This window comes from Candidatus Dorea massiliensis AP6 (assembly GCF_964245105.1).
Classification (GTDB): domain Bacteria; phylum Bacillota; class Clostridia; order Lachnospirales; family Lachnospiraceae; genus Laedolimicola; species Laedolimicola intestinihominis.
In genome coordinates this window covers 14,440-37,563 of record NZ_CAXTKW010000015.1, presented here as the reverse complement: position 1 = coordinate 37,563, position 23,124 = coordinate 14,440, and the positions used below count along the sequence as shown (strand labels likewise).

Genomic DNA, 23,124 nt, shown 5'->3' with positions numbered 1-23,124 from the left:
ATGAAAAAGCATTCACTTCGGATGAAAATGGCATATCGGTTGGGAGCAGCCGCCCTTGCGCTTTCGCTTGGGTTTACTTCCTATGCAGTGCCGGATCAGAGCGACGTGGATGATATCCAGAACGAGATCGATAAGACGCAGGACGAGATTGACAAGACCCAGAGTGAGATCGATGCTACGAAGGATAAGAAGGACCGGCTGCAGCAGGCCAAGTCTGAGATGGAGGATTATCTGAAGAAGCTGAACCAGCAGTATTCCAGTCTGGAGAGCCAGATTTCCGAGTTAAATAAGCAGATCGAAAACAAAAAAGCGGAGATTGAGCAGGCGAAAGGAGAGCTGGAGGCGGCGAAGGCCACCGAGGAAAAGCAGTATGCGGACATGAAGGCGCGGATTCAGTACATGTATGAGAATCCTCAGAGCTCCTTCATCGAGATTCTGCTGGAGTCCGGCGATTTTGCCGGCGCCCTGAACCGGGCGGATTACGCGGCGCGGATCAGCGCCTACGACCGGGATATGCTGGAGGCTTACGCGGCCCACAAGGCCGAGATTCAGGAGCAGGAAGAGAAGCTGGAGGCTGAAAAAGAAGCCCTGGACGAAATGCAGGCTTCCGTAGAGAAGAAGCAGAGTGAGGTATCCGCCCTGGCCAGCAGTACATCCGGTAAAATCAGTCAGCATGTCAGTGATATCGCAGCAGCCCAGGCCGATCTGGACGGCAAGAGCAATACGCTGGCAGGCCAGCAGGAAGTGCTGAAGCAGCTGATAGCAGAGAAGAAGAAAATCGAGGCTCAGATCGAGGCGTCAAAAGCAGCCGAGATCATTGGTTCCCTGGGCGATGTAACCGGTGTAAGGACCACGGATTTGGAATATACCCAGTATGGCGCGTACAGCGCAAGTGACGATGAGGTAAAGGCGTTGGCGACGCTGATTTACTGCGAGGCAGGTAACCAGGGGGCGGAAGGCCAGCTGGCTGTGGGCGCTGTCGTTATGAACCGTATCCGGGATCCCCGTTTCAGCCAGGGCGATATCATGAGCGTGATCCGGGCTTCGGGTCAGTTCTCTCCCGTTACTTCAGGCCGTTTTGACCTGATGCTGACCGACGGCGCGGATTCCGTCACCGAATCCTGCTATAATGCTGCCCGCCGCGCTATCGCGGGCGAGTCCAACGTGGGTAACCGGACCTTTTTCCGGACTTATGCCAATTATCCGTCCTTAAGCGGACTTGTAATTGGCGCGCATATTTTTTCCTATACCTGGAATTATTCATCCTGACAATGAGGTCGATGCACAGAAGAAAAATCTCCTGTGCAACGGCTTTTTTTGTAAAAAATTAAAATAATCATACATAACCTATTGACAAAGTAGGTTAAAGGGCGTATGATTGCAACATCAAAACGACGTGAACAGTAAAAAAGGAGGATTATTATGAGAAATTTAAAATGGCTGAAGAAATCAACCGCATTACTGCTGACCATCGCACTGGCAGGAAGCCTGGCAGCATGCGGAAGCAAGGCAGACGAGGCTCCGGCAGCAGAGACCACACAGGAGACTGAGGCAGCTGCAGAGGAGACCACGGAAGACGCGGCAGCTGCAGAGGAGCCGGTGGCTGCAGAGATCGACAAGGACGCATTTGACGCGCTGCTTGCAGAGGGTATCGTAGCAGACGACGCTGACATCGCAGCAAGCGAGTGGGCTACCGCAGTAAAGGAAGCTGGCGTACTCCGCGTAGGCGGAACCAGAACCTCTTTCCTGTTCAGCCAGCTGGATGAGACAGACAACGGCATCCGCGGCTTTGATGCAGGACTGTATCAGCTGCTTGCACGCTACATCCTGGGCGATGAGAGCAAGTATGAGCTGACACAGGTAGATTCCAGTACCCGTGAGTCCGTTCTGACAAGTGATCAGGTAGACGCTGTATTTGCTACTTACTCCATCACAGACGCACGTAAGGAAGTCATTTCTTTCGCCGGACCTTACTACACATCCAAGCAGGCAGTCCTGGTAAAGGCAGGCAATACGGATATCACTGGCGTAGACGACCTGGCTGGCAAGATTGTAGCGACACAGTCCGGTTCCACGGGCCCGGACATCCTGGCTGAGTACGCGCCGGAAGCTACCGTTCAGGAGTTTGCCAACGACCAGGAAGCGCGTACCGCTCTGGAGCAGGGTCGTGTAGACGCATACGTAACTGACTACACACTGCTTCTGAACGCCATCGTAAAGAACCCGGGTGTTTATGAAATCGCGGGCGACACCTTCGGACCGGAGGACAACTACGGTATCGGACTTCCGCTGGATTCCGACGGCGTAGCATTTGTCAACGACTTCCTGAAGAAGATCGAGGACAATGGAACCTGGGCACAGCTGTGGAAGATCAGCCTGGGCGACCGCACCGGCATCGAGACCGTACCGGAGGCCCCGGTAATCGAGTAATTGAACCAAAGCCTAAAATAAAGACAGGGAGAAGGACCTTCAGTAGTTCTGAAGGTCTTTTTCCGCAGGAGGAATCCATATGGGTATTCAGGAACTTCTTTCCCAATACGGAGACAAATATATACAGGCACTGTTCGTCACCTGGAAGCTGACGGCAGTGTCCTTTGTGATCGCATTTCTGATAGGCATTCTCATTACCGTCATGCGGGTATGTCCCGTGAAGCCGCTCAGGTGGGTCGGAGACTTCTATGTGCAGATCTTCCGGAACATCCCGGGCGCGACCCTGCTTATTATGCTGGTCTACGCGCTGCCCTATCTGAATATGGTGCTTTCTTATTACACCTGTGTGTTGACGGCCACATCCCTGCTCCCGGCGGCGTTTTGCTCCGAGTACCTGATGGCCGGCATGAATACGGTGAGTATCGGACAGATCGAGGCGGCGCGGGCCCTCGGTATGTCCTTTGGCAAGATTCTGAAAAATGTAGTCATTCCCCAGGCCCTTCGTTCCAGCGTGCTTCCCATGACCAATCTTCTGGTGGCGACCATGCTGACGACGGCGCTGGCTTCCCAGGTGCCCATGAACCCCACGGATCTGACCGGTCTGGTGTCCCATATCAATACCAGAGCTGTGGGCGGCGTGACGGCTTTCCTGATTTCTGCGGTGCTGTACTGCGCGACGGCCGTGGTGATCGGACAGATCGGCAACCTGATTGACAGGAAAGTGAGGATTTTGCGATGAACAACGGACAGACATCCATACGGGACGCGCTCTACGAGGCGCCGGGCCCGAAGACACGCAGAGGAATCGCGGTGGGCACCGTGGTGGTGCTCCTGCTTCTGGCGGTGCTGATCTACGGCGTCATTCATCAGTTTGCCATCAACGGACAGCTGGACGCCAGATACTGGTCCTTTTTCACCCGGTATACCACATGGCGGTTTATTGGAAATGGTCTTGCGGGTACTCTGACGGCTGCGCTGACGGCAGGCGTGATCACATTTTTCGCAGGTCTCCTTCTGATGCTTGGCAGAATCAGCGGCGTCAGGCCCCTGGAATGGCTCTGCACAGCGCTCATCGAGTTCAGCCGCGGCGTGCCGACTCTGCTGTTTATCTATTTCTTTTTCCTGGTGGTGCCCCAGTTTGGCATTAAGCTTCCGCCTCTCTGGAAGATTGCCACGCCGGTGGCCATCTCCGCGGCAGGCGTGGTGGCCGAAGTGCTTCGCTCCGGCGTCAACGCGGTGCCGAAGGGACAGACCGAGGCGGCAGTATCTCTGGGTATGCGGAAAAACAGCGTCTTCTTCAAGATTGTATTTCCCCAGGCCCTGCGTTATGTGGTTCCGGCCCTGATTTCCGAGGTGGTCATCGTGCTGAAGGATACCACCTTCGCTTATGTGGTAAACTACGCGGACCTGATGCAGAACGCAAAGGTACTGATCAGCAATTACGACGCGCTGCTTTCGGTTTATCTGGTGGTTGCAATTATCTACATTTTGATCAATTATATATTAAATAAGATTTCTGTGGCCATTGCCGGAAGAGGAAACAAGACAGAACCCGTGAGGAGCAGATAAGTTATGGAAGAGAACAGAACTACAGTAAATAAAGTGCCGGTTATCGAACTGCGGCATGTAGATAAACATTTCGGAGAGCTGCACGTATTAAAGGATATCAATTTATCCGTGAAAAAGGGCGAGGTCGTCGTAGTCATCGGCCCCTCCGGTTCCGGTAAATCGACCCTGTGCCGGACCATCAACCGCCTGGAGACCATTGACTCCGGAGAAATCCGCATCGACGGAACGAAGGTTCCGGAGGAAGGACGTAAGCTGGCTGAGCTTCGCTCCCAGATCGGCATGGTATTTCAGTCCTTCAACCTGTTTGCCCACAAGACCATTCTGGACAATGTGACCATCGCGCCGATAGATGTACTGCATAAGCCGAAGAAAGAGGCCCGGGAGGAAGCCATGGAGCTTCTGAAACGGGTCGGCGTAGACAATCAGGCTGCAAAAGTACCGGCTCAGCTTTCCGGCGGCCAGCAGCAGCGTGTGGCCATTGCCCGCGCTCTGGCTATGCATCCCAAGGCGATTCTTTTTGACGAGCCCACCAGCGCCCTAGATCCGGAGATGATCGGCGAGGTACTGGACGTCATGACAGAGCTTGCGAAGGAAGGCATGACCATGGTGATCGTCACCCATGAGATGAATTTCGCGAGAAAGGTGGCCGACCGGGTCATCTTCATGGACGGCGGCAGCATCATCGAGGAGGGCGCACCGGAGGACTTCTTCGGGCATCCGCAGACCAGGCGGGCTCAGGATTTCCTGAATTCAGTGAAGGCCCATTAAGGCTTCGGTTACGGACAGAAAAAGGGAAGAGAGGAACTACACATGTGTGAATTATTTGGCCTGAACAGTGCCGAAAAAGTAAAATGTAACGAGCTTCTGGGAACCTTCTTCAGCCACGGAGAGACCAATCCGGACGGCTGGGGACTGGCCCTCTTTGACGGCAATTCCGCGTCCATTGAGAAGGAACCCATTTCCTCTGCGGAAAGCGTCTATCTGAAGCATCGTCTCAGCGATGAGATCGTCGAGGACGTGGTTCTGGCCCATATCCGCAAGGCCTCCAAGGGCGGACTGGAATATAAGAACTGCCATCCCTTCAAGAGACGGGACACCTCCGGACGGCTGTGGACGCTGATTCACAACGGCACCATTTTTGAGAGCGCCCGGGTGGACGCCTACATCGGGAAGCAGCACGGCGGTACTGACAGCGAGCGGATCCTGTACTACCTGATTGACCAGGTGGACGCGGCCATCGCGAAAAAGGGCGGGGCGCTGACGGATAAGGAGCGCTTTGAGACGGTCAATCAAGTGATTCGCGATATTACGCCGGAGAATAAGGTTAACCTGCTGATTTACGACGGCGACCTGTTCTACGCTCACACGAACTTCTATGAGACCCTGTTCCGCCTGCAGAAAGGCGACACCCTGGTGGTAGCCACCAAGCCCCTGACCGACGACCCGGCCTGGGAGAAGGTCCCTATGAGCACGCCGCTGGCTTACCGGAAGGGCAGGCTGGTCTTCGAGGGAGAGAAGCATCCATTCGAATTTATTGATAAGGTGCCGCGGGACAGCGAATATAACAAACCGCTCTAAAAATGCCATTTAAAGTAAAAAATTGCTTGACAAACATAATCCTATAATTGACAAGGGTATATTCGTCTCCGGCGGCCTGATTTCGATCTTTTCCGCGTCATCGTCAATCGGCGTACCGGTTTGATACGGTGATGACGGAGAATGCGTAAGTGAAATAAAAAAGATTTTGCCTTTGGACAGAATCTTTTTTTGTGCAAAGAATTGTGAATATTGTCGCTGGAATGTCGACAGATGCTATATCTAATCCTTAAAAAACATTTCCAATGTCTTAATTGAATTGACAGTGGCGAATTGTTTAAAAGGCTATTTTAAAACGAAAAAAAAATAGGTATACTTGGATTCATAAAACACCAGATGAAAGGAGGGGAGTAAAATGAAGCAGTTTTTGTTAGCATCGCACGGGAAATTTGCAGAAGGAATTTTAGGTTCATTTCAAATGATTTTGGGGGACGCTCCTAATATTACTGTCTTATGTGCATATACAAAAGAAAACGAAGAGACCCTGGAGCATACAGTTAAAAAAATTATTTGCGAGCGGAACAGGAAAGAGGATTTGATCGTTGTCACAGATGTATTCGGCGGAAGTGTAAATAATGAATTTATGAAATATTTGAATGAACCGGGAGTTTATCTGGTGACCGGAATGAATTTACCGCTGCTTCTGGAGCTTTATTCTAATCAGAATATGGAAAGCAGAGATATGATTCGTCTGGCAATAGCGTCCGCGCAGAATAATTTGAAGTTTTGTACGGATTTATTACAGGTAAAGGGAGAAGAGGAAGAATTTTAAAGAGGTGTAGCAGATGATTAAATTATTTCGAGTGGATTTCAGGCTTCTTCATGGACAGATTGCATTTGGCTGGGCCAATATGGTGGGAGCAGATTGTATTCTGCTGGCCAGCGATTCTCTGATTCGGGATGAGGTGAGAAAGAGCGTTGTAAAGTTAAGCAAACCCACAGGAGTAAAACTTGTTATTAAGAGTTTAAATGATTCTGTCGAGGCTTTAAACAGCGGCGTTACAGATAAGTACAAACTTATGGTAATTGTGGAAACCGTAAAAGATGCGGCTTATCTTGCAGAAAAGTGTGAATGTTTTAAAAGCTTGAATATCGGAAATACTCCGCCGATTCCAAATTCGGAAACAATAGGGTATGCAGTTCGCTTAACAAAAGACGATAAGCTTCTAATTGAAAATATGAAGAAAAAGGGATTAGAAGTTGAGGTTAGACACAATTCAAGTGATAAAAAAATTGTGTTATAAAAAATAAAGGGAGGTAGTAAAAATGACAGCGCTATTATTAGCAATCGCAACTTTTTTTTCTGATGTAACACATATGTTTACATCATATCTGGATCGTCCCATTATTATGGGGCCGATAGTGGGGCTTATTATGGGGGATTTGCAGACCGGGTGTATCATTGGTGCGTCCCTGGAACTGTTTTATGCAGGCGCTGTTCCTGTTGGAGCATACTGTCCTCCGGATTCGCTGGTTGGCGGCGTGCTGGGAACAGCATTTGCAATTAGTCTTGCATCTACAAGTGAAATGGCCCTTACTATTTCGCTTCCCATTGCTCTGTTTTCTCAGATGGTTGTCAATGCCTTGCTTTCAGCTGTAAGCTTAGTAGTTCGGTTGGCTGATAAATTTGCATTGGAGGGAAATGGAAGAGGAGTATCCTCAGTTCTGTTTATCTGCGGCGGGCTGCGAAGTCTTGTAAAGGCTGCCATTGTATATTTTGCATTTGCCTTGGGAAGCGATAGGGCTATGCTGCTGTTGGACAAGATTCCAGAGGTTATAACTCAGGGAATGACAGTTGCCGGCGGTCTTCTTCCTGCACTTGGTATTGCAATGCTGATTAAAATTATGATGAATGAAAAGGTTGTTCCCTATTATTTTCTTGGGTATTTACTGGCGGCATATTTGGGAGTGCCCGTTTTAGGTATTGCACTCTTAGGAATTATTCTTATTATTACAAAATTTGATTTAAAAACTCTTTTCTCAGAAAATGCGGTAGAGGAGGTAGCAGATGATGACTTCTAAAGAAGAAAATAAAACAAAGGGTATGTTGACAAAAAAGGATTTGGACCGCATGGCTTGGAGATCTATGACCTATGATTACTGTTGGCATTACGAGCGCGGCGGTAATATGGGATACAGCACAATGATAGGAGGCGTCCTGAAAAAAATATACAAGGGACAACCGGAAAAATATAAGGAAGCGCTGAAAAGAAATCTGGAATTTTTCAATATTACGGCTATGTTCGCACCTTTTGTAGGCGGCGTTGCAGCCTCTATGGAAGAACAGAATGCAAAAACGGAAGGTTTTGATACAGGAACAATCAGTGCAATTAAAACAGCCTTAATGGGACCATTAGCAGGAATTGGCGATTCTATTTTTCTGGGAACGCTCCGTGTTATTGCAATCGGAATCGGTGTCAGTCTGCTTTCCCAGGGAAATGTTGTAGGAGCGTTTCTATATGCCCTGATTTTTAATATTCCGAATGTATTAAGCCGTTTTTTATCAGCAAGACTGGGATACCGTCTGGGCGTGGACTTTTTAACCAAGATTCAGAACTCTGGAATCATGGAAATCGTCATGACGGCAGCAGGAATTTTAGGAATGATGGCAATCGGAGGAATGAATTATTCTATGGTTTATACATCGCTGATTCTTCCGATTGGAACAGGTGAGAGCGCAACAACCTTACAGGCTATTACAGACGGAATTATGCCGGGCTTAGCCCCGTTAGGATTTACATGGCTCTGTTATTGGCTGATGAAAAAGGGGATTAATATTGTCGTTTTATTGGTTCTTATTATTTTGTTATGTATTGCATGTGTGGCGCTTGGGATTATGGGTTAAAAAGGAGGAAGTAAAAATGAATAGCAGAGAACTTAGAACAGCAGCGCTTCAGGCAGCTGTCCGCGGGGCGGAAAGTATTGATGAGACGCAAATTCAAAAGGCGATTGATGCAATCATAGCGTCAAAACGGGTATTTGTAGCAGGAGCTGGCAGGACATTGTTGTTTTTAAAGGCGCTTGGTATGAATCTGATGCAGATTGGAAAGCTGTCTTATGCTGTAGGTGAAATTGCTACACCAAGTATCCGGAAGGGCGATGTTTTGATTTGCGCATCCTGGAGCGGGACTACACGAGTTACCAATATTTTTGTGCAGCAGGCGAAAAAAGAAGGCGCTACCATTATAGCCTTTACTGCTCATAAGGACTCTCCGCTGGGTGAAGCTGCGGATATTTTGATTGAAATTACTGCAGAAATGGATCCGGAGGTTGTTAAAGAGCATGAAATGTATAATGGCTATACATTTGATCATATTGTAGTGCCTCTATATGATTGCCTGGTGGCATCTATCCGCCAGCAGGCCGGAATTCCAGGAGATATCATGCACTATAATCATGCAAATATGGAGTAAGCGGGGAGAAGAAAAATGCCATTGATTACAATTCATACAGCACAGAGGCTGACAAATGCTCAGAAGGAAAATCTGAAATGCGGGCTGGGGAGGATTATTACAATAATTCCGGAAAAAGAAGAACGAATGCTAATGGTGGATATCGGGGATCAGCATGATATTTATTTCAGAGGGAAAAAATGTGAATCTGCAGCTTTTGTTGAGGTGCGTGTAAAGGGACGGATTGATTTACAGATAAAGTCTGAGGTTACAGAAGCAGTCTTTGAACTTTTAAAACAACAGGCCGGAATTGAAAACGATGAAGCATACCTTTGCTTCCTGGAATTTGAAAACTGGGGATCCAGAGGAATATTAAAGTGATACGTTTAATTGCAGCAGATTTGGACGGGACCCTATTGTTTCCTGATTCCAGCCTGTACAGCGGGATATTTTCAATGATTCGGGACTGCCGCAGGAGAAACATAGCATTTGTTATAGCCAGCGGCAGAGACCCGAAAGATTTATGCAGAATTTTTTCTGAAGTACTGGAAGAAATTTTTTTTGTGGCACAGAATGGAACCTGTTATTTTATGAATGGCTGCTGGAATCAGGTGTCTTCGGTGCCGGAGGCCATCAGCTTGGAAACCCTGGAATTACTGAAAGAATGTCAGAAGGTATATCCTGTTGTAGATACCTTGGACTGCAGCTATGTAGATGCAAGGGGAATAGAATTTTTTGACTGGCCTCCTGCAAGCCTTTACGTGCATATAGAGGATGATTTGAGCGAGGTTGTGAAAAGGGAGCAGATACTCAGGTTCCGAATATACGGGAAAGAGCATACATATCCTTTTGAAATCGAGCAGATAAAAAAGCATATAAAGGGTCGTGCAGCTGCAATTAAACCCTCGCCAGACTGTATGGATATTCTGAAAACGGGAACAAGCAAAGGAGCCGGGCTTTCTAAAATCCAAAGCTTATGCGGTATTACCGCAGAAGAAACAATGGTATTTGGAGATTATTATAATGACATTGAAATGATGAGAGCTGCAGAATACAGCTTTGCGATGAAAAACGGTGTGGAAGAAGTGAAAAGAGTATCTCATTATTTGGCGGGAAGCAACGCGGAAAATTCCGTTTATCATATTATACAAAGCTTTTTACAGGGTGATAAACTGGAACGCTGGTTAAAGAAATGAGGAAAAGGAGAATTTATAAATGGTAAAATTTGCGACGGTAGGCGCAGGTTGGATTGTAGACAATTTTATTGAAGCAGCCAGGGCCTGGATGCCGGATTTGGTGCATGAGGCAGTATATTCCTTTCGGAAGGAGGAAGCTGAAAGCTTTGCCGCAAAGCATCAGGTGAAAAAAATTTATACAGATTTGGACGAACTGGGAAGGTCGGATGTGGATTTTGTATATATTGCAAATCCCAATGCTCTGCATTATCCTACTTCGAAAAAGCTCTTGGAATATGGGAAGCATGTCTTATGTGAAAAAACCTCAGTTGTTACTTCGGAACAGCTTGAAAGACTTTATCAAATTGCAGATGAGAACCATGTTGTCTTTCTGGAAGCAATGAAGACGTTATATATGCCGCAAATGCAGCAGATTTGCGATGCAATAAAAAAGCTTGGAAACATTCATATGGCGAAATTTGATTTCTGCAGGTTCTCTTCAAAGTATCCGGCATTCTTACAGGGAGAAAAGCCTAACATTTTTAATCCTGCACTGGCAGCCGGGGGCTTGATGGATATGGGAATCTATAGTGTATATCCTGCTATATATTTATTCGGCGTTCCGCAAAAGATTGACGCGCAGGCAGTGTTTATGTCAACAGGTGCAGATTTGGCTGGAACAGCGTTATTTGATTATAAAGATTGCCATATAAATATTTGCTGGTCTAAGGGAAGTACTTCTGGTCATGACACCACGATTCACGGAAGTGAAGGCGTACTGCATATCGAAAATATGGAGCATATAGGAAACGTATATATTCTTTATTCAGACGGACGCCGGGAGGATATTGTATGCTGGGATGATTCAGAGCTTGCTATGAAGTATGAGGCAAAGAAAATGTTGGATTTAATTACAGATTTTGATTCAGGGAAAGAGTTTTATCAAAGCTTTCGAGAGTGTACCAGAAAAGTGATTGCGGTCATGGAACAAATACGTGAAAAAGCAGGCATTTGTTTCCCTGAGGAATGTTACCAGATATAAATGGGGAGATAGCATCAAAGCGGAAAAGGATTTCTTATTTTCTGCTTTGGTGCTATACTGTGTTTTAAGAAGAGGGATGTGGCATGTATGTTCAAACGAAAAAAGAATTGTTAGATTATATCGAGCAGTGCACTATGGACTTTCAGACGGAGGCGCTTCATAGATATTCGGCCAATTATATCAGCAGGGAGAAAAACATAAGCCGTAATTTAGTGAGTCAATATTTGAATGAACTGGTAAAGGAAGGGATCTTGATTAAAATTAATTCAAGACCTGTCTATTTTATGCACAGAAAAAGCCTGGAGCGTTTATATGATGTTAAAGTTACAAAAAGTCTCTTTTATTCTATAGATGAATTAATGGAGATGCTGCTGCGTTCAGATTACTGTCAGAAGGATTTTGGCAAAGCAATAGGAAATCAGCTGAGTTTAAGCTATAGTGTGGAACAATGTAAAGCGGCTGTAAGGTATCCGCCCTTTGGACTTCCAATTCTGATTGTTGGTTCTACAGGGACAGGAAAGTCTTATTTCGCACGGCTGACCTATGAATATGCTGTGAACAACAAGTTGATTGATGCAGCTAGTAATTTTTATGTAATAAACTGTTCGGAATTTAAGAATGATTCAGATAAGCTTGGCAGGCTCGTATTCGGAGAAAACCAAGACGGCGAGGAAAGAAAAGGAATGCTTGAGATGGCAGACGGCAGTATTCTTTTTTTTGATGAAGTGCATAATCTGGCTCCTGATTTTCAGGAACGTCTGTTTATCTACATGGATAATGGAAGATTTCAGCGTATTGGCGAGAAGGATCGGTGGAGAGCTTCTTCTGCCAGGCTGATTTTTGCAACCACCAAAAAGCCAGAGGAAGCGCTTTTAAAGACCTTGCTGCGCAGAATTCCATTCGTAACTCAGATGCCGGATTTGGAGGAACGCTCTTTAAATGAAAAAGAAGAACTGATCATTTTTTTCCTGAAAAAAGAAGCAAAACGAATAGGAAGAGAAGTTTATTTCAGCAGGCAGGTGCTGAATATTCTTTTAAATTACGTTTATAAGGAAAACGTTGGCGAATTGGAAAATGTTATCCGTATGTCCTGTGCGGCAGCATATCTGAACAGCACAGACGACGTAAAGCTTCAGATCATGTCCTATCACCTGCCGGCTACTCTTTTGTCTGATATAAAAGCAAGCGTGGAAGTGGAGGATGGCAAGGAACCTTTGATTTACCTGGCGGATTTTCAAAGAGATGTATCTATGGATCGAATGACTTCTTTATTTGATGATCTGCTTAATACATTTTTGAAATATGCAGAAAACGAAATCAGTTTTGAGAAGTTTTTGGAAGCAGGTATGGAACATATTTATGCCTACTATGACTATATTGTTTTTGAGCGGTGTTACAGTGATGTGAAAGTCAAAGCAATTATAAAAGTACTGTCTTCTGTTTTTGAGGAAATAACGGACAAATATGCAGTGGTGATACCTGCAAACTGCGGTTTTGTTCTTTCCAGAAGCATCTATACGATTACACAGTTTTACGCGTCTCTTGAACTGTGGGAAAAAAGACGGCTTGAGGATTTAAATCACTGTCTGGAATGGCTGCACAGTAAATTGCCTCAGGAGACAGCAGTGGCTGCTGAAGTTTCAAGTGCAATAAAAGGAAATCTTGATTTACAGTTAAATCAAATCAGCGAAATTTTTTTAATTCTGAATATTAAAGCATATAATCGCAAGCTGGAGCTGAATGATACTCTGGGAATTATTATCAGTCACGGATATTCTACGGCCGGCAGCATTGCAGATACATGTAATCAGCTGCTTCACTTTAATATATTTAATGCAATTGATATGCCTTTAGATACAAAGGTGTCGGAAATTGCTTTGAAATTAAAGAAGTATATTTTAGGACATGCAGGATACAGAAATATTTTACTTTTGGTAGATATGGGTTCGCTGGAAGAAATCGGGAAAGAACTGGAGGATATTCCTAACATTAAAATAGGAATTATCAATCATATTTCCACGCAGCTTGTTCTTGAGGTGGGAAGTAGAATTTTGCAGCGCCAGCCTATGGATAAATATTTGGAGGAGGTTTGCAAAGAAGTACATTCTTCTTGTAAAATTATCAGCACCGAGAGAAAGATTCCTACTATTTTATTTACAAGCGAGCTGGGAAATGAAGCTGCAGAACGTATTATGAAGCTGTTTCAGCATGGCTTTTTCGAAAAACGGCATATAAATTTAGTCTTGTATGATTACTATGAACTGTTGAAAAATCAGGAAATCGCTCAGGTGTTTTCTAAATATCATATAGTGTGTGTGGTTGGTACGCTGGATCCAGGCTTTAAAGATGTTCCATTTATATCCCTGGACGATCTGGTTACTAATAAAGGGACGGCTTATCTGGAAAAAATATTTGTCCCTTATTTAACAAAGAAAGAAATTGATTTTTTGGAAGAAAAAATTGTAGAGAATTTTTCGCTTCAAAATGTTGTAGAAAGTCTTACTATTTTAAATGCAGACACACTCCTGAGTTTTGTCGTTAATGCAATAAAAAGATTGCAGGCATTGCTGGAATGTGATCTGAACAATAAAACCATCATAGGCCTATATGTGCATATTTGCTGTCTGGTAGAACGTTTAGTGACCAAGGCAGTTATTGAAGCCCGGCCAGGTGAAAAGGAATTTATACGAAAAGAAAAACAGTTTGTGTCTTATGTAAACAGTGCTTTTCGTGAAATTCAGCAGCATTATAAAATTCAATTGCCTGATGGAGAAATTGTATTTTTGTATGAATACATAAGTCATAATGAAGAATAGGTTTGTTGACAGCCCTTATTTCAGGAGTATCTCAAAGTTTATGTAAACGTTCAAACTGATGTATTTTAAACTTATCAGTGCGGAAGGAGATTTGGACATGGTTCTCTCATATAGTTTAACCCTTCAAGATTGATAGGCAGAGAAGCTGAATAGGTAAAGTCTGTTTTTTGTGGTAAAATTACACAAAAAACAGTCGATTTTGCGTGGATTTGAAGGCAAAATTAGTCAAAACATAAAAATTTCAAGGAGAAATTGCTTTCTTTTTCATAAAATCCCGTCTTTGACACTTTGAAGAAGAATAAACAGCCATAAAGCCTAAAAATGCAGGCTTTATGGCTGTTTCGGCGTTTGCATCGATATGTACTATATTTTTTCTTTGGAGTGAGCTGCCTTTTTTGTGTTTGATATAATGCTCCGCATGGAACTTTTGGTTATGAATTCGAAGTCTGTTCTAAATTTAAATGTATTGTGAAGAGCATCTGTCAGTTTTGTCCGTTTATAAGCCGGTATATACCCGTTATCCTTGCTCAACAGTGTCATATTCATTTCACGTAGAGTTTCCAGGATCTGATTGCAGGTAAATTCCTCTCCAAGCTTCTTCTCCAGTAATCTATATACTAAAAGGCTGATGTAGCAGGTTAGAAAATGTGCTTTGATACGATCATCTCTCTGCACATAAACAGGTCTGGCTTCAAAATCTGATTTCATGATCCGAAAATTCTCTTCAATCTCCCAGCGTCGTTTGTTGATTTTGATGATCTCAGAAGGATCATCTTCCAGGTTGGTTACGACAGCATAGAACCCGTCATACATGGCTTCTTCCCGGATGCGTTCTTCATCCAGGGCATACAACGCTTGATCGGCAATCTCGCCATCGGGTGTGACAGAAGTTTTATGGATGAATCGTGCCGGATCGTTCTGGTTCTTCCCACGTCTGCATTTTCCGGGTCCCTGTATCATCTTCATTGCGCGCTCTACCTGGCGTCCCCGAATCTTCTGCTGATAGGCCTTGTATTTCGGTGAATATGTTACGATGATCGTCTCATTCATACTTCCGGTCACAAGAGGGACTTCCTTGTAATAGATGGTATGAAATACTTCAGGGTCTGTTTCATCCAGTGTCCTGAGATCGATCATCTTGTTGGAACCGGGGAGCCTGAATTGAGTAGGGTTCAGAGCAATCTCACGATCTTCCTGTTTCATTTTCTTCAGGGAGTACGTGATCACATAAGAACGGTTGCCAAAGCTGTTAAGAAAACGATTCTTTACACTGCCCAAACCGGCATCAGAGCAGAAGATGAATTCGCTGCAATCGAAATCCTTTATTACCTTTGTTTCTAATGGCTTCAGTGTGAGTTGTTCATTCTGATTGCCGGGGAAGATATCAAAAGCAAGAGGAATACCGTCGGCATCCATAAAAAGCCCCATAGTGACGATGGGATTGGGCCGGTGTTCTTTGTTTTTACCATACTTTTTATCTCCGCTTTCTTCCTCAATCTCGAAATAATAATTCGTACAGTCGTAATACAAGATTTTTGTGTTACGGTGATGCACAAAGTTAGAATTCCGATAAAGTTCTTCCTGAATGTAATCTGACTCTTCTGCCATAACAGAAAGAGCGCGGTAAACATTCTGCAATGAATACTTAGGTGGCTCCAAAAGAGAATGACAGAATGAATAACTGCTCATCTTGCTGGAAGGGGCAAGTATTCGTGCATAGATCAGATCGGTGAGGATTGCATGAATGTCATACGTGAACCTATGACGGTTGCGAATGTTTCTGCAGATGTTGTCAAAACGCAGTTCAGAGCACAGCTGCTGCAAAAAAAGATATCCGACATTAAATAAGCGTTCCTCCTCCAAAGGGATACGGGCTACTTGAGAGAACGTAACCGATATCTGTTCTTTTTGCTGGTTGTAGAGAGTGGTTTCCTTTGCAGCTTCAGCTCTTGCCCACTCCATCATTTTTTCTTCATTGCCGGAGAACTTTTGTAAAAGTTCATTATATTTCCCCAGTTTCTTATAGATACGGGAAGAGGGTTTGCCGTTTGCCTTCCTGAAAGATTGGTAAATATAAACATCTTTATTGTTTTTACTACCGGTAATGTTTACGTACATAATGCATTCCTCCTTCTCCTTATTATAACACACAATTACAGACAAGTGCAGATAAAATCGTAAAATTTGACAAAAAAATAAGCCACAAATGGCTTAAACAAAGGGTTTTTTAAAGATGAATAAAAAAACAAGTGTCAAAGACCCGCGAATATAACAAACCGCTCTAAAAATGCCATTTAAAGTAAAAAATTGCTTGACAAACATAATTCTATCATGTAGAATATCACTGTTGTGACACATGAAAGTTATGTGAAAGCAATTTGCCCAGATAGCTCAGTTGGTAGAGCAGAGGACTGAAAATCCTCGTGTCACTGGTTCGATTCCGGTTCTGGGCATGCATTGAGCACTTGGTGAGCTATTCTCGAACTTAGTGACCATGGTGTTTCTATGTAAATATTTTCATAGCGTTTGCGGGTGTAGTTCAATGGTAGAACACCAGCCTTCCAAGCTGGATACGTGGGTTCGATTCCCATCACCCGCTTATTTTTATGCCCAAAATTAGAATAGAGAGACTCGGAGCCTTCCGGGTCTCTTTTTTATTAAAAAAACATGGATTGACGGTACCCTCACATTGCAGTAAACTAATCGTAATTGAAAGGCTACAAACAAAAGGCTATAAAATAAAGAAAGATGCGACAAAGCAGTTGCCGGGCTGAAAGTCGGCAATTTGTGAGTAGAAGGAGGACGCAGCTATGGCAATTTCATATGGAAAAATGGTAATCATCGGCGCCGGTAAGGTGGGAAGCGCGATTTTGAATTCGGTTCTGCGGATGAATATCCTGGATGAGATCGTGGTGGTGAACCGCAACCAGAAAAAGGCCCTGGGCGAGGTGCTGGACGCCAGCCACACCACGGCGTTCGCCTACAGCGCCAATGCGAATATCCATGTGGGCGGCTACGAGGAGTGCGCGGACGCCCAGATCATCGTGGTGACTGCAGGTCCCAGCATCCAGCCGGGTAATTCCCGTGACCGTATGGTGCTGCTTGAGAAAAATGTTAACGTCATGAACGATATTATGGAGCAGATCACCCGCTATACCCGGGAGGCCATCATCATCGTGGTGTCCAATCCGCTGGACATCCTGACCTACATTGCCCAGAAGAAATTCAACTACCCGGCCAATAAGATCTTCGGCACCGGCACTTTGCTTGACACCGCACGCTTCAATAAGATGCTGGGCGACCTCTGCGGCGTGGACGCCAAGAATGTGACCGGTTTCGTGCTGGGCGAGCACGGCTCCACCTCCTTTATCCCCTGGAATACCGTGAATATCGTGGGCGTGCCATTTTCAGAATTTGAGAAACAGTTTGAATTAAAGGAAAAACTCGACAAAGAAAAGCTGCTCCACGACACCAAGGTCATCGGTCTGGACATCGTGGAGCTGAAGGGCTACACCAGCTCCGGCGTGGCCTTAAGCGCCTGCCGTCTGATCGGCAGCATCGTCCGCAACGAGAAATCCGTGGTGCCCGTCTCCACGGTGCTGTCGGGCCAGTACGGCCTCACCGGAGCAGCCATGAGCCTGCCCTGTGTCATTTCCAAGAACGGCATCGATCGGGTACTGGAGCTGCCGCTGGATGAACAGGGAAAGAGCGATCTGCAGAAATGCTATGAGCATTTGCGGACGGCTATCGAGAGCGTGTATACAGAAGCATGAGTCATTAGGTACCGCCAGTCATAAAGAGGACTGGCGGTAATTTTATGTAACAGTTTGATTGCTATAAATTTATGTACTACTAAGAATTTCTCAGGAGTTACGTAGTCATATTTTAAATAGGTAATCTGGGTAAAAATTTGGTAAATTCCTGTATACAATGTATAAATCTATATACAGACCTGACGGTATATGATATAATGCCCTTTGGTAACAATTTACAACAATAGAATAATATGCAAAATAGGTTTTCATGCGTCAAGTGTTCAGCGGATGGGGAGTTGCCGCCGAAACGAAAAGTTCGTCTTACGGTATGGAGACCGCACCCGTTGCAGCAATATAAGATTCATAAACAGCGTCTCATATTGTGAAGGGATATTTTCGTCATATGTTCTGTCACAGCCTGGAGGTGCTGTTTTTATGATGGATTATGAGAAAATCAAGGCCGGAGTCCAGCTTATGCTGGAGGGAATCGGCGAGGACGTAACAAGAGAAGGTTTATTGGAGACACCGGATCGGATTGCGCGTATGTGCGCTGAGATCTACGGCGGCCTGTACGAGGATGCGTCGGTGCATCTGAAAAAACAATTCACAGTCGAGCGGAACGACATCGTAGTAGAGAAGGATATCACCTTCTATTCCGTGTGCGAACATCATTTACTCCCCTTTTACGGAAAAGCGCATATCGGGTATATACCGAACGGTAAGGTAGTAGGCTTAAGCAAGCTGGCCCGTACCGTAGATGTATTTGCCAGAAGACCCCAGATTCAGGAAAAGCTCACGTCCCAGATCGCGGACGCGCTGGAGGAAAGCCTAGATCCCCAGGGTGTTATCGTTATGCTGGAGGCTGAGCACATGTGTATGACCATGCGCGGCATCAAAAAGCCCGGCAGCAAGACGGTCACCATGGTGACCACCGGCTGCTTTGAGAACAATTTTGAACTTCAGAATCGTTTCCTGAATATGGTGCGCCAGTAATGGGCGGCATGGAGCGCGTAAACCGAATCTGGAACCACCCGGTCTATCAGAATGCCCTGGGAAAGCTGACGGCCTACGAGGCAGAGCGGGAATTTTGCCGCCATACGCCGGAGCATTTTCTTGCTGTGGCCCGCCTGACGTATCTGCTTGCCCTAGAAAATGGGGTGGCCGCCGATCGGGAAGTTATCTACGCAGCAGGGCTCCTGCACGATATGGGCAGATATCTCCAGTATGAAAATGGGACGCCCCACGACGAAGCAGGCATCATGTTGGCCGGGCCCATTTTGCAGGACTGTGGTTTTTCGGAAGGCGAGAGCGCTGAAGTGCTGAAGCTCATCGGAAGCCACCGGACCAAAAGCGACAAGGCCGACCTGCCGGGATTGTTCTACCGGGCGGACAAGCTGTCGCGGAACTGTTTTCTATGTCCGGCCCAGGCAGACTGCAACTGGCCGGAGGAGAAGAAAAATTTAGAAATTCGATTATAGACCGGAAAGGAGAGTAATTGTTTCATAAAGCCGGAAGTATTTATTGCGGAGGGCGCAGAACAGCTACAGTGAAAATTTATGAAAATCGGAAGCAAAGAATTCAACGTAAAAAATAAAACCTATATCATGGGAATTCTGAATGTAACCCCGGATTCCTTCTCTGACGGCGGCAAATGGAACCACATGGACGCAGCGCTGGCCCATGCGGAGGATATGATCCGCGAAGGCACCGCCATTCTGGATATCGGCGGCGAATCCACCCGTCCCGGACACCAGCAGATTACCGAGGACGAGGAAATCCAACGGGTAGCTCCGGTCATCGAAGCAATGAAAGCCCGCTTCGATGTCCCCGTGTCCATCGATACCTACAAGGCAAAGGTGGCAGCCGCAGCCATCGAGGCAGGCGCCGATCTGGTCAACGATATCTGGGGCCTGAAATACGACCCGGAGATGGCCGGACTCATCGCCCGCACCGGAGTGGCCTGCTGTCTGATGCACAATAAGAACAACACCGAGTACCAGGATTTCTACCCGGATATGCTGCGGGAAACCGCAGAGTGCGTAAAGCTGGCGAAGGAGGCGGGTATCGCTGACGATAAGATTATCCTTGATCCGGGCGTAGGCTTTGGAAAAAATTACGAGCAGAATCTGGAAACCATTTTACATATGGAGCGGTTCCATGAGCTGGGATATCCCATGCTGCTTGGCACATCCCGTAAATCCGTTATCGGTCTGACCCTGGATCTGCCGGCGGATCAGAGAGTAGAGGGAACCCTGGTGACGACCGTGATGGCTGTGATGAAAAAGTACGCCTTTGTCCGGGTTCACGACATCAAAGAAAATCAGCGCACGATCCGGATGACTGAGGCGATTCTGAGAGCAGGAGAGAACTAAATGGATAAAATACAGATCAAAAACCTGGAAATATTTGCCAATCACGGCGTGTTTCCGGAGGAAAATAAGCTGGGACAGAAATTTGTCATTTCCGCGACCCTCTATACATCCACCCGCCAGGCGGGGAAGACGGACGACTTGACTGCCTCCATTCATTACGGCGAGGTCAGCCAGTTTATCACAAAATTTGTTCGGGAGCACACCTGGAAGCTATTGGAAACGGTGGTGGAGCAGTTAGCAGAGGCTATGCTTCTGAACATCCCCCATTTGGAAAAGGTGGAGCTGGAGATTAAAAAGCCTTGGGCTCCGGTGGGACTGCCCCTGGAGACCGTGTCTGTCTCCATCGAGCGGGGCTGGCACACCGCCTACATCGCTATGGGATCTAACATGGGCGACAAAAAAGCTTATCTGGACATGAGCGTGCTTGGACTGCAGCTCACGAAAGGCTGTATCGTAGAGACAGTGGCCGATTACCTGGCCACCGAGCCCTACGGCTACACCGATCAGGACGAATTCCTGAACAGCGTCATGAAGATCCGAACCATTCTGCCGCCCCACGAGCTCCTCGACCGGCTCCATGAGCTGGAGCAGGAGGCCAACCGGGTCCGCGTGATCCACTGGGGTCCCCGGACGCTGGATCTGGACATCCTTCTGTACGACGACCTGATTCTTGACGATGAGGAGCTTCATATTCCCCATATCGAGATGCACAAGCGGGATTTCGTGCTGATTCCGTTGGCACAGATCGCACCCTGGGTGCGGCATCCGGTATACAACCAGACGGTGCAGGAGCTGCTGGATAGATTAAAATAAGAAAAGCGGCGGCGGTTTTTACATAGACGAGATTACGGAAAAACAGTAAAAAATAAAAAGCAAGACAGAACTGTATCATGGAAATTCAGGATACGTCCTGTCTTGCTTTTTGCTATAAAGAAACGGAGGAGGAGGGATTTGAACCCTCGCGCCGGTGCTACCGACCTACTGGTGTTCGAAGCCAGACCCTTCAGCCACTTGGGTACTCCTCCATTGCTGAGAACCAGCGACTAATAGTATAATATATTTTCCGATGCATTTCAAGAGCGGGATTTCAAAATCGCCTGCCTGTGTTATGGTACAGAGGATCTGATTTATATAAAAGAAAACCATTTTGGTGCTTCACTACATTCTATAAGTGTAAGATAAAATTCTTATAAGTCGACTTAAAGAAGAAAGGTAAAAGGATAACCATTTATGAATGATCATGAAATCGAGCAGTTTATCCTTACATATGGCTGTGATATTCTGCGCTTTTGCCGGATGACTGCCGGCGGAAGCGAGGCAGGAGACGATCTGTATCAGGATACCATGCTGAAGCTGACTGAAAAAAAGCAGACATTACTGCTTGGCCCGCACACGAAAAGTTATGCCTTATCCACAGCCTTGTTTCTCTGGAAAAACAGCAGAAGAAAATACGCCGCCAGAAACCACATACTTCCTATGGAAAGTGTGGAGGCGCTGGAAGATACCGGCTGGCAGTGTCCGGCTCAGGCCAGTGTCATTTCCCCGGAGCAGGAGCTTTTGCAGCAAAATGAACTGGAGACGGTACGAGGTGTTGTTGCCGCTTTGCCTGAGAAATATAAGCTGCCCGTTTACCTGTTTTATTCTGCCGATATGCGGATCTCCGAAATAGCGGAAATTCTGCACATTCCGGAGGGGACGGTAAAAACAAGGCTCAGAAAGGCGAAAAATTTATTAAAAGCCAGATTGGAGGCACTCGGTTATGAACGATGAGAGACTGGAGCAGCTTTTAAAGCAGGCCCTTATTCCTGAAATTAAGGAGGACGATTTGAAAATGAAGAGAAAGATAAGAAGTTCATCTGTAACTCATAAAACTGTTCCAAGAAGAACGATAAAAAATCGGAGGCACCTTCCGGCAGCAGTGGCTGTGGCAGCACTTCTCATAGCCTCATCTGTTACTGTCTTTGCTGCCTGGCACTATCTCTCTGCCAGGGACGTGGCAATGGCCAATGCGGACGAGCAGCTGGCTTCGCATTTTGAGCAGAGCAATTGGCTTTCAGAATATGAGACACAGCACTGCAGTGATTATGATATCACACTTCTGGGTGTGGTCTCCGGCAACGAAATCTCCGAACATTTATCCAAGGATGATCAGGGCAATGTGGATGGAGACAGGACCTATATTGCGGTAGCTATCGCCTACGCAGACGGAAAGCCCATGCCGGATGTGCAGAGCGACGACTTCGAGCGCACACAATTTTTTGTATCCCCCTATATTCATGGCCTCAACCCGGAAAAATATAATGCCTATACCTTAAGCGGCGGTGTCACCTGCATTGTCTCAGACGGGATTCAGTACCGGCTGGTGGAGACTGACAATGTGGAATACTTTGCGGACTGCGGCATTTATGTGGGAGTGTCCGATGGCGATATGTATAATAATCAGGCATACATTTATGATACGGATACCGGTGAAATACTCAGGAGCGAGACCTATCAGGGGGTAAATGCCCTGTTTGACTTGCCGGTAAACACTGCAAAAGCAGATTCTGTAAAAGCTTCCGGAATTATTGCCGACATCAATGATTCGGAACCGAACGGAGGATATCTTTGGATATTATCGGAGGGCGACCGGTGGCTCAACAGCCTTACGACGGAAAATATAAATGAAAAAGCCAAACCGGTGGAAGACTCCAGAAAAACCGTTACAGCAGAGGAATTTATCTTTGAGGAATCCGGAGAAACATCGGCTGACGCGGATATGGCTGCTGCAATTATGAAAGAATATTTCCCGGACGGCGTCGGAATGAGTGCCATCATGGAAAAACATGCGGCCGCCATGGACGATGCCTGGGTGGAGACCTATACGCTGAATCCGGACGGAACGATTACCTGTCTGAGATATGTTCCCAGATAGCGTCCTTTAAAAGTCATAAGAAACCATATCGTATATACTGAGTTCTAACAGTAAAAAAAGAAA

Annotated in this window: 23 protein-coding genes, 3 tRNA genes and 1 riboswitch; of the genes, 24 read left to right on the top strand and 2 right to left on the bottom strand. The window is 46.1% G+C overall.

Annotated features, from left to right (window positions below; all coding sequences use genetic code 11):
* The 15 genes from ACESZP_RS14920 to ACESZP_RS14850 all read left to right on the top strand — a co-directional run bounded on the left by ACESZP_RS14920 (position 1) and on the right by ACESZP_RS14850 (position 14,020).
* Positions 1-1,269: a cell wall hydrolase gene (locus tag ACESZP_RS14920; protein ID WP_349165285.1), complete on the top strand. Its 1,269-nt coding sequence runs from the start codon at positions 1-3 to the stop codon at positions 1,267-1,269.
* Between the two features lie 153 nt (positions 1,270-1,422).
* A complete protein-coding gene (locus tag ACESZP_RS14915) occupies positions 1,423-2,430 on the top strand; it encodes a glutamate ABC transporter substrate-binding protein (protein ID WP_349165284.1) in 1,008 nt (335 codons plus the stop codon).
* A 79-nt stretch (positions 2,431-2,509) separates the two neighbouring features.
* Positions 2,510-3,169 carry an amino acid ABC transporter permease gene (locus ACESZP_RS14910; RefSeq protein ID WP_349165283.1) on the top strand — a complete coding sequence of 220 codons (660 nt, stop codon included), beginning with the start codon at positions 2,510-2,512 and terminating at the stop codon, positions 3,167-3,169.
* Positions 3,166-3,999: an amino acid ABC transporter permease gene (locus ACESZP_RS14905; protein ID WP_499709522.1), complete on the top strand. Its 834-nt coding sequence runs from the start codon at positions 3,166-3,168 to the stop codon at positions 3,997-3,999. The genes ACESZP_RS14910 and ACESZP_RS14905 overlap by 4 nt, the downstream gene beginning before the upstream one ends.
* A 3-nt stretch (positions 4,000-4,002) precedes the next feature.
* Positions 4,003-4,767 carry an amino acid ABC transporter ATP-binding protein gene (locus ACESZP_RS14900; protein ID WP_499709520.1) on the top strand — a complete coding sequence of 255 codons (765 nt, stop codon included), beginning with the start codon at positions 4,003-4,005 and terminating at the stop codon, positions 4,765-4,767.
* Between the two features lie 42 nt (positions 4,768-4,809).
* Entirely contained in the window at positions 4,810-5,577 is a 768-nt protein-coding gene (locus ACESZP_RS14895) for a class II glutamine amidotransferase (protein WP_499709519.1), read from the top strand.
* Between the two features lie 373 nt (positions 5,578-5,950).
* Positions 5,951-6,367, top strand: a complete 417-nt coding sequence (locus ACESZP_RS14890; RefSeq protein WP_499709517.1) for a PTS sugar transporter subunit IIA — start codon at positions 5,951-5,953, stop codon at positions 6,365-6,367.
* A 13-nt stretch (positions 6,368-6,380) separates the two neighbouring features.
* Positions 6,381-6,839, top strand: coding sequence for a PTS sugar transporter subunit IIB (locus ACESZP_RS14885; RefSeq protein ID WP_178039652.1), 459 nt, complete (start codon positions 6,381-6,383; stop codon positions 6,837-6,839).
* A gap of 22 nt (positions 6,840-6,861) precedes the next feature.
* Positions 6,862-7,617, top strand: coding sequence for a PTS mannose/fructose/sorbose/N-acetylgalactosamine transporter subunit IIC (locus tag ACESZP_RS14880; protein WP_499709516.1), 756 nt, complete (start codon positions 6,862-6,864; stop codon positions 7,615-7,617).
* Positions 7,604-8,440, top strand: a complete 837-nt coding sequence (locus ACESZP_RS14875; RefSeq protein ID WP_178039650.1) for a PTS system mannose/fructose/sorbose family transporter subunit IID — start codon at positions 7,604-7,606, stop codon at positions 8,438-8,440. Before ACESZP_RS14880 ends, ACESZP_RS14875 begins: the two co-directional genes overlap by 14 nt.
* Before the next feature lie 16 nt (positions 8,441-8,456).
* The gene (locus ACESZP_RS14870) at positions 8,457-9,008 is read left to right on the top strand and encodes an SIS domain-containing protein (RefSeq protein WP_178039649.1); all 552 of its coding nucleotides are present in this window, start codon (positions 8,457-8,459) and stop codon (positions 9,006-9,008) included.
* A 15-nt stretch (positions 9,009-9,023) separates the two neighbouring features.
* Complete coding sequence (locus ACESZP_RS14865; RefSeq protein ID WP_178039648.1) at positions 9,024-9,368, top strand: hypothetical protein; 345 nt, start codon at positions 9,024-9,026, stop codon at positions 9,366-9,368.
* A complete protein-coding gene (locus tag ACESZP_RS14860; protein WP_178039647.1) occupies positions 9,365-10,183 on the top strand; it encodes an HAD family hydrolase in 819 nt (272 codons plus the stop codon). Before ACESZP_RS14865 ends, ACESZP_RS14860 begins: the two co-directional genes overlap by 4 nt.
* A 19-nt stretch (positions 10,184-10,202) precedes the next feature.
* Positions 10,203-11,204: a Gfo/Idh/MocA family protein gene (locus ACESZP_RS14855; RefSeq protein WP_499709515.1), complete on the top strand. Its 1,002-nt coding sequence runs from the start codon at positions 10,203-10,205 to the stop codon at positions 11,202-11,204.
* Between the two features lie 83 nt (positions 11,205-11,287).
* Entirely contained in the window at positions 11,288-14,020 is a 2,733-nt protein-coding gene (locus ACESZP_RS14850; protein ID WP_499709514.1) for a sigma 54-interacting transcriptional regulator, read from the top strand.
* Between the two features lie 363 nt (positions 14,021-14,383).
* Here ACESZP_RS14850 and ACESZP_RS14845 read toward each other — a convergent pair whose 3' ends face one another.
* Complete coding sequence (locus ACESZP_RS14845; protein WP_499709513.1) at positions 14,384-16,138, bottom strand: IS1634 family transposase; 1,755 nt, start codon at positions 16,136-16,138, stop codon at positions 14,384-14,386.
* A gap of 262 nt (positions 16,139-16,400) precedes the next feature.
* Between ACESZP_RS14845 and ACESZP_RS14840 the strand changes: the two genes are divergently transcribed.
* The 7 genes from ACESZP_RS14840 (at position 16,401) to folK (ending at position 20,960) form a co-directional block, all read left to right on the top strand.
* Positions 16,401-16,473, top strand: a tRNA-Phe gene (locus ACESZP_RS14840).
* A 75-nt stretch (positions 16,474-16,548) separates the two neighbouring features.
* A tRNA-Gly gene (locus ACESZP_RS14835) sits at positions 16,549-16,619 on the top strand.
* A 211-nt stretch (positions 16,620-16,830) separates the two neighbouring features.
* The gene (locus ACESZP_RS14830; protein WP_499709512.1) at positions 16,831-17,793 is read left to right on the top strand and encodes an L-lactate dehydrogenase; all 963 of its coding nucleotides are present in this window, start codon (positions 16,831-16,833) and stop codon (positions 17,791-17,793) included.
* A gap of 234 nt (positions 17,794-18,027) precedes the next feature.
* Positions 18,028-18,124, top strand: a riboswitch (THF riboswitch).
* A gap of 86 nt (positions 18,125-18,210) precedes the next feature.
* On the top strand, positions 18,211-18,768 hold the full coding sequence (gene folE, locus ACESZP_RS14825; protein WP_499709511.1) for a GTP cyclohydrolase I FolE: 558 nt from the start codon (positions 18,211-18,213) through the stop codon (positions 18,766-18,768).
* 8 nt (positions 18,769-18,776) lie between these two features.
* Entirely contained in the window at positions 18,777-19,253 is a 477-nt protein-coding gene (locus tag ACESZP_RS14820; protein WP_499709509.1) for an HD domain-containing protein, read from the top strand.
* 78 nt (positions 19,254-19,331) lie between these two features.
* A complete protein-coding gene (folP, locus tag ACESZP_RS14815; RefSeq protein ID WP_499709508.1) occupies positions 19,332-20,147 on the top strand; it encodes a dihydropteroate synthase in 816 nt (271 codons plus the stop codon).
* Entirely contained in the window at positions 20,148-20,960 is an 813-nt protein-coding gene (gene folK, locus ACESZP_RS14810) for a 2-amino-4-hydroxy-6-hydroxymethyldihydropteridine diphosphokinase (RefSeq protein WP_499709507.1), read from the top strand.
* Positions 20,961-21,083: 123 nt separating this feature from the next.
* Here folK and ACESZP_RS14805 read toward each other — a convergent pair.
* A tRNA-Ser gene (locus ACESZP_RS14805) sits at positions 21,084-21,172 on the bottom strand.
* 205 nt (positions 21,173-21,377) lie between these two features.
* On the opposite strand from ACESZP_RS14805, the gene ACESZP_RS14800 reads away from it, so the two are divergent.
* Together ACESZP_RS14800 and ACESZP_RS14795 are read left to right on the top strand one after the other, a co-directional pair.
* Positions 21,378-21,917 carry an RNA polymerase sigma factor gene (locus tag ACESZP_RS14800; RefSeq protein WP_499709506.1) on the top strand — a complete coding sequence of 180 codons (540 nt, stop codon included), beginning with the start codon at positions 21,378-21,380 and terminating at the stop codon, positions 21,915-21,917.
* Complete coding sequence (locus ACESZP_RS14795) at positions 21,907-23,061, top strand: hypothetical protein (protein ID WP_499709504.1); 1,155 nt, start codon at positions 21,907-21,909, stop codon at positions 23,059-23,061. The genes ACESZP_RS14800 and ACESZP_RS14795 overlap by 11 nt, the downstream gene beginning before the upstream one ends.
* The last annotated feature ends 63 nt before the right edge of the window (positions 23,062-23,124 follow it).

Coding starts and splice junctions, on each gene's coding strand:
- ACESZP_RS14920 (WP_349165285.1), top strand. CDS start 1: ATGAAAAAGCATTCACTTCGGATGAAAATGGCATATCGGTTGGGAGCA.
- ACESZP_RS14915 (WP_349165284.1), top strand. CDS start 1,423: ATGAGAAATTTAAAATGGCTGAAGAAATCAACCGCATTACTGCTGACC.
- ACESZP_RS14910 (WP_349165283.1), top strand. CDS start 2,510: ATGGGTATTCAGGAACTTCTTTCCCAATACGGAGACAAATATATACAG.
- ACESZP_RS14905 (WP_499709522.1), top strand. CDS start 3,166: ATGAACAACGGACAGACATCCATACGGGACGCGCTCTACGAGGCGCCG.
- ACESZP_RS14900 (WP_499709520.1), top strand. CDS start 4,003: ATGGAAGAGAACAGAACTACAGTAAATAAAGTGCCGGTTATCGAACTG.
- ACESZP_RS14895 (WP_499709519.1), top strand. CDS start 4,810: ATGTGTGAATTATTTGGCCTGAACAGTGCCGAAAAAGTAAAATGTAAC.
- ACESZP_RS14890 (WP_499709517.1), top strand. CDS start 5,951: ATGAAGCAGTTTTTGTTAGCATCGCACGGGAAATTTGCAGAAGGAATT.
- ACESZP_RS14885 (WP_178039652.1), top strand. CDS start 6,381: ATGATTAAATTATTTCGAGTGGATTTCAGGCTTCTTCATGGACAGATT.
- ACESZP_RS14880 (WP_499709516.1), top strand. CDS start 6,862: ATGACAGCGCTATTATTAGCAATCGCAACTTTTTTTTCTGATGTAACA.
- ACESZP_RS14875 (WP_178039650.1), top strand. CDS start 7,604: ATGATGACTTCTAAAGAAGAAAATAAAACAAAGGGTATGTTGACAAAA.
- ACESZP_RS14870 (WP_178039649.1), top strand. CDS start 8,457: ATGAATAGCAGAGAACTTAGAACAGCAGCGCTTCAGGCAGCTGTCCGC.
- ACESZP_RS14865 (WP_178039648.1), top strand. CDS start 9,024: ATGCCATTGATTACAATTCATACAGCACAGAGGCTGACAAATGCTCAG.
- ACESZP_RS14855 (WP_499709515.1), top strand. CDS start 10,203: ATGGTAAAATTTGCGACGGTAGGCGCAGGTTGGATTGTAGACAATTTT.
- ACESZP_RS14850 (WP_499709514.1), top strand. CDS start 11,288: ATGTATGTTCAAACGAAAAAAGAATTGTTAGATTATATCGAGCAGTGC.
- ACESZP_RS14845 (WP_499709513.1), bottom strand. CDS start 16,138: ATGTACGTAAACATTACCGGTAGTAAAAACAATAAAGATGTTTATATT.
- ACESZP_RS14830 (WP_499709512.1), top strand. CDS start 16,831: ATGGCAATTTCATATGGAAAAATGGTAATCATCGGCGCCGGTAAGGTG.
- folE (WP_499709511.1), top strand. CDS start 18,211: ATGATGGATTATGAGAAAATCAAGGCCGGAGTCCAGCTTATGCTGGAG.
- ACESZP_RS14820 (WP_499709509.1), top strand. CDS start 18,777: ATGGAGCGCGTAAACCGAATCTGGAACCACCCGGTCTATCAGAATGCC.
- folP (WP_499709508.1), top strand. CDS start 19,332: ATGAAAATCGGAAGCAAAGAATTCAACGTAAAAAATAAAACCTATATC.
- folK (WP_499709507.1), top strand. CDS start 20,148: ATGGATAAAATACAGATCAAAAACCTGGAAATATTTGCCAATCACGGC.
- ACESZP_RS14800 (WP_499709506.1), top strand. CDS start 21,378: ATGAATGATCATGAAATCGAGCAGTTTATCCTTACATATGGCTGTGAT.
- ACESZP_RS14795 (WP_499709504.1), top strand. CDS start 21,907: ATGAACGATGAGAGACTGGAGCAGCTTTTAAAGCAGGCCCTTATTCCT.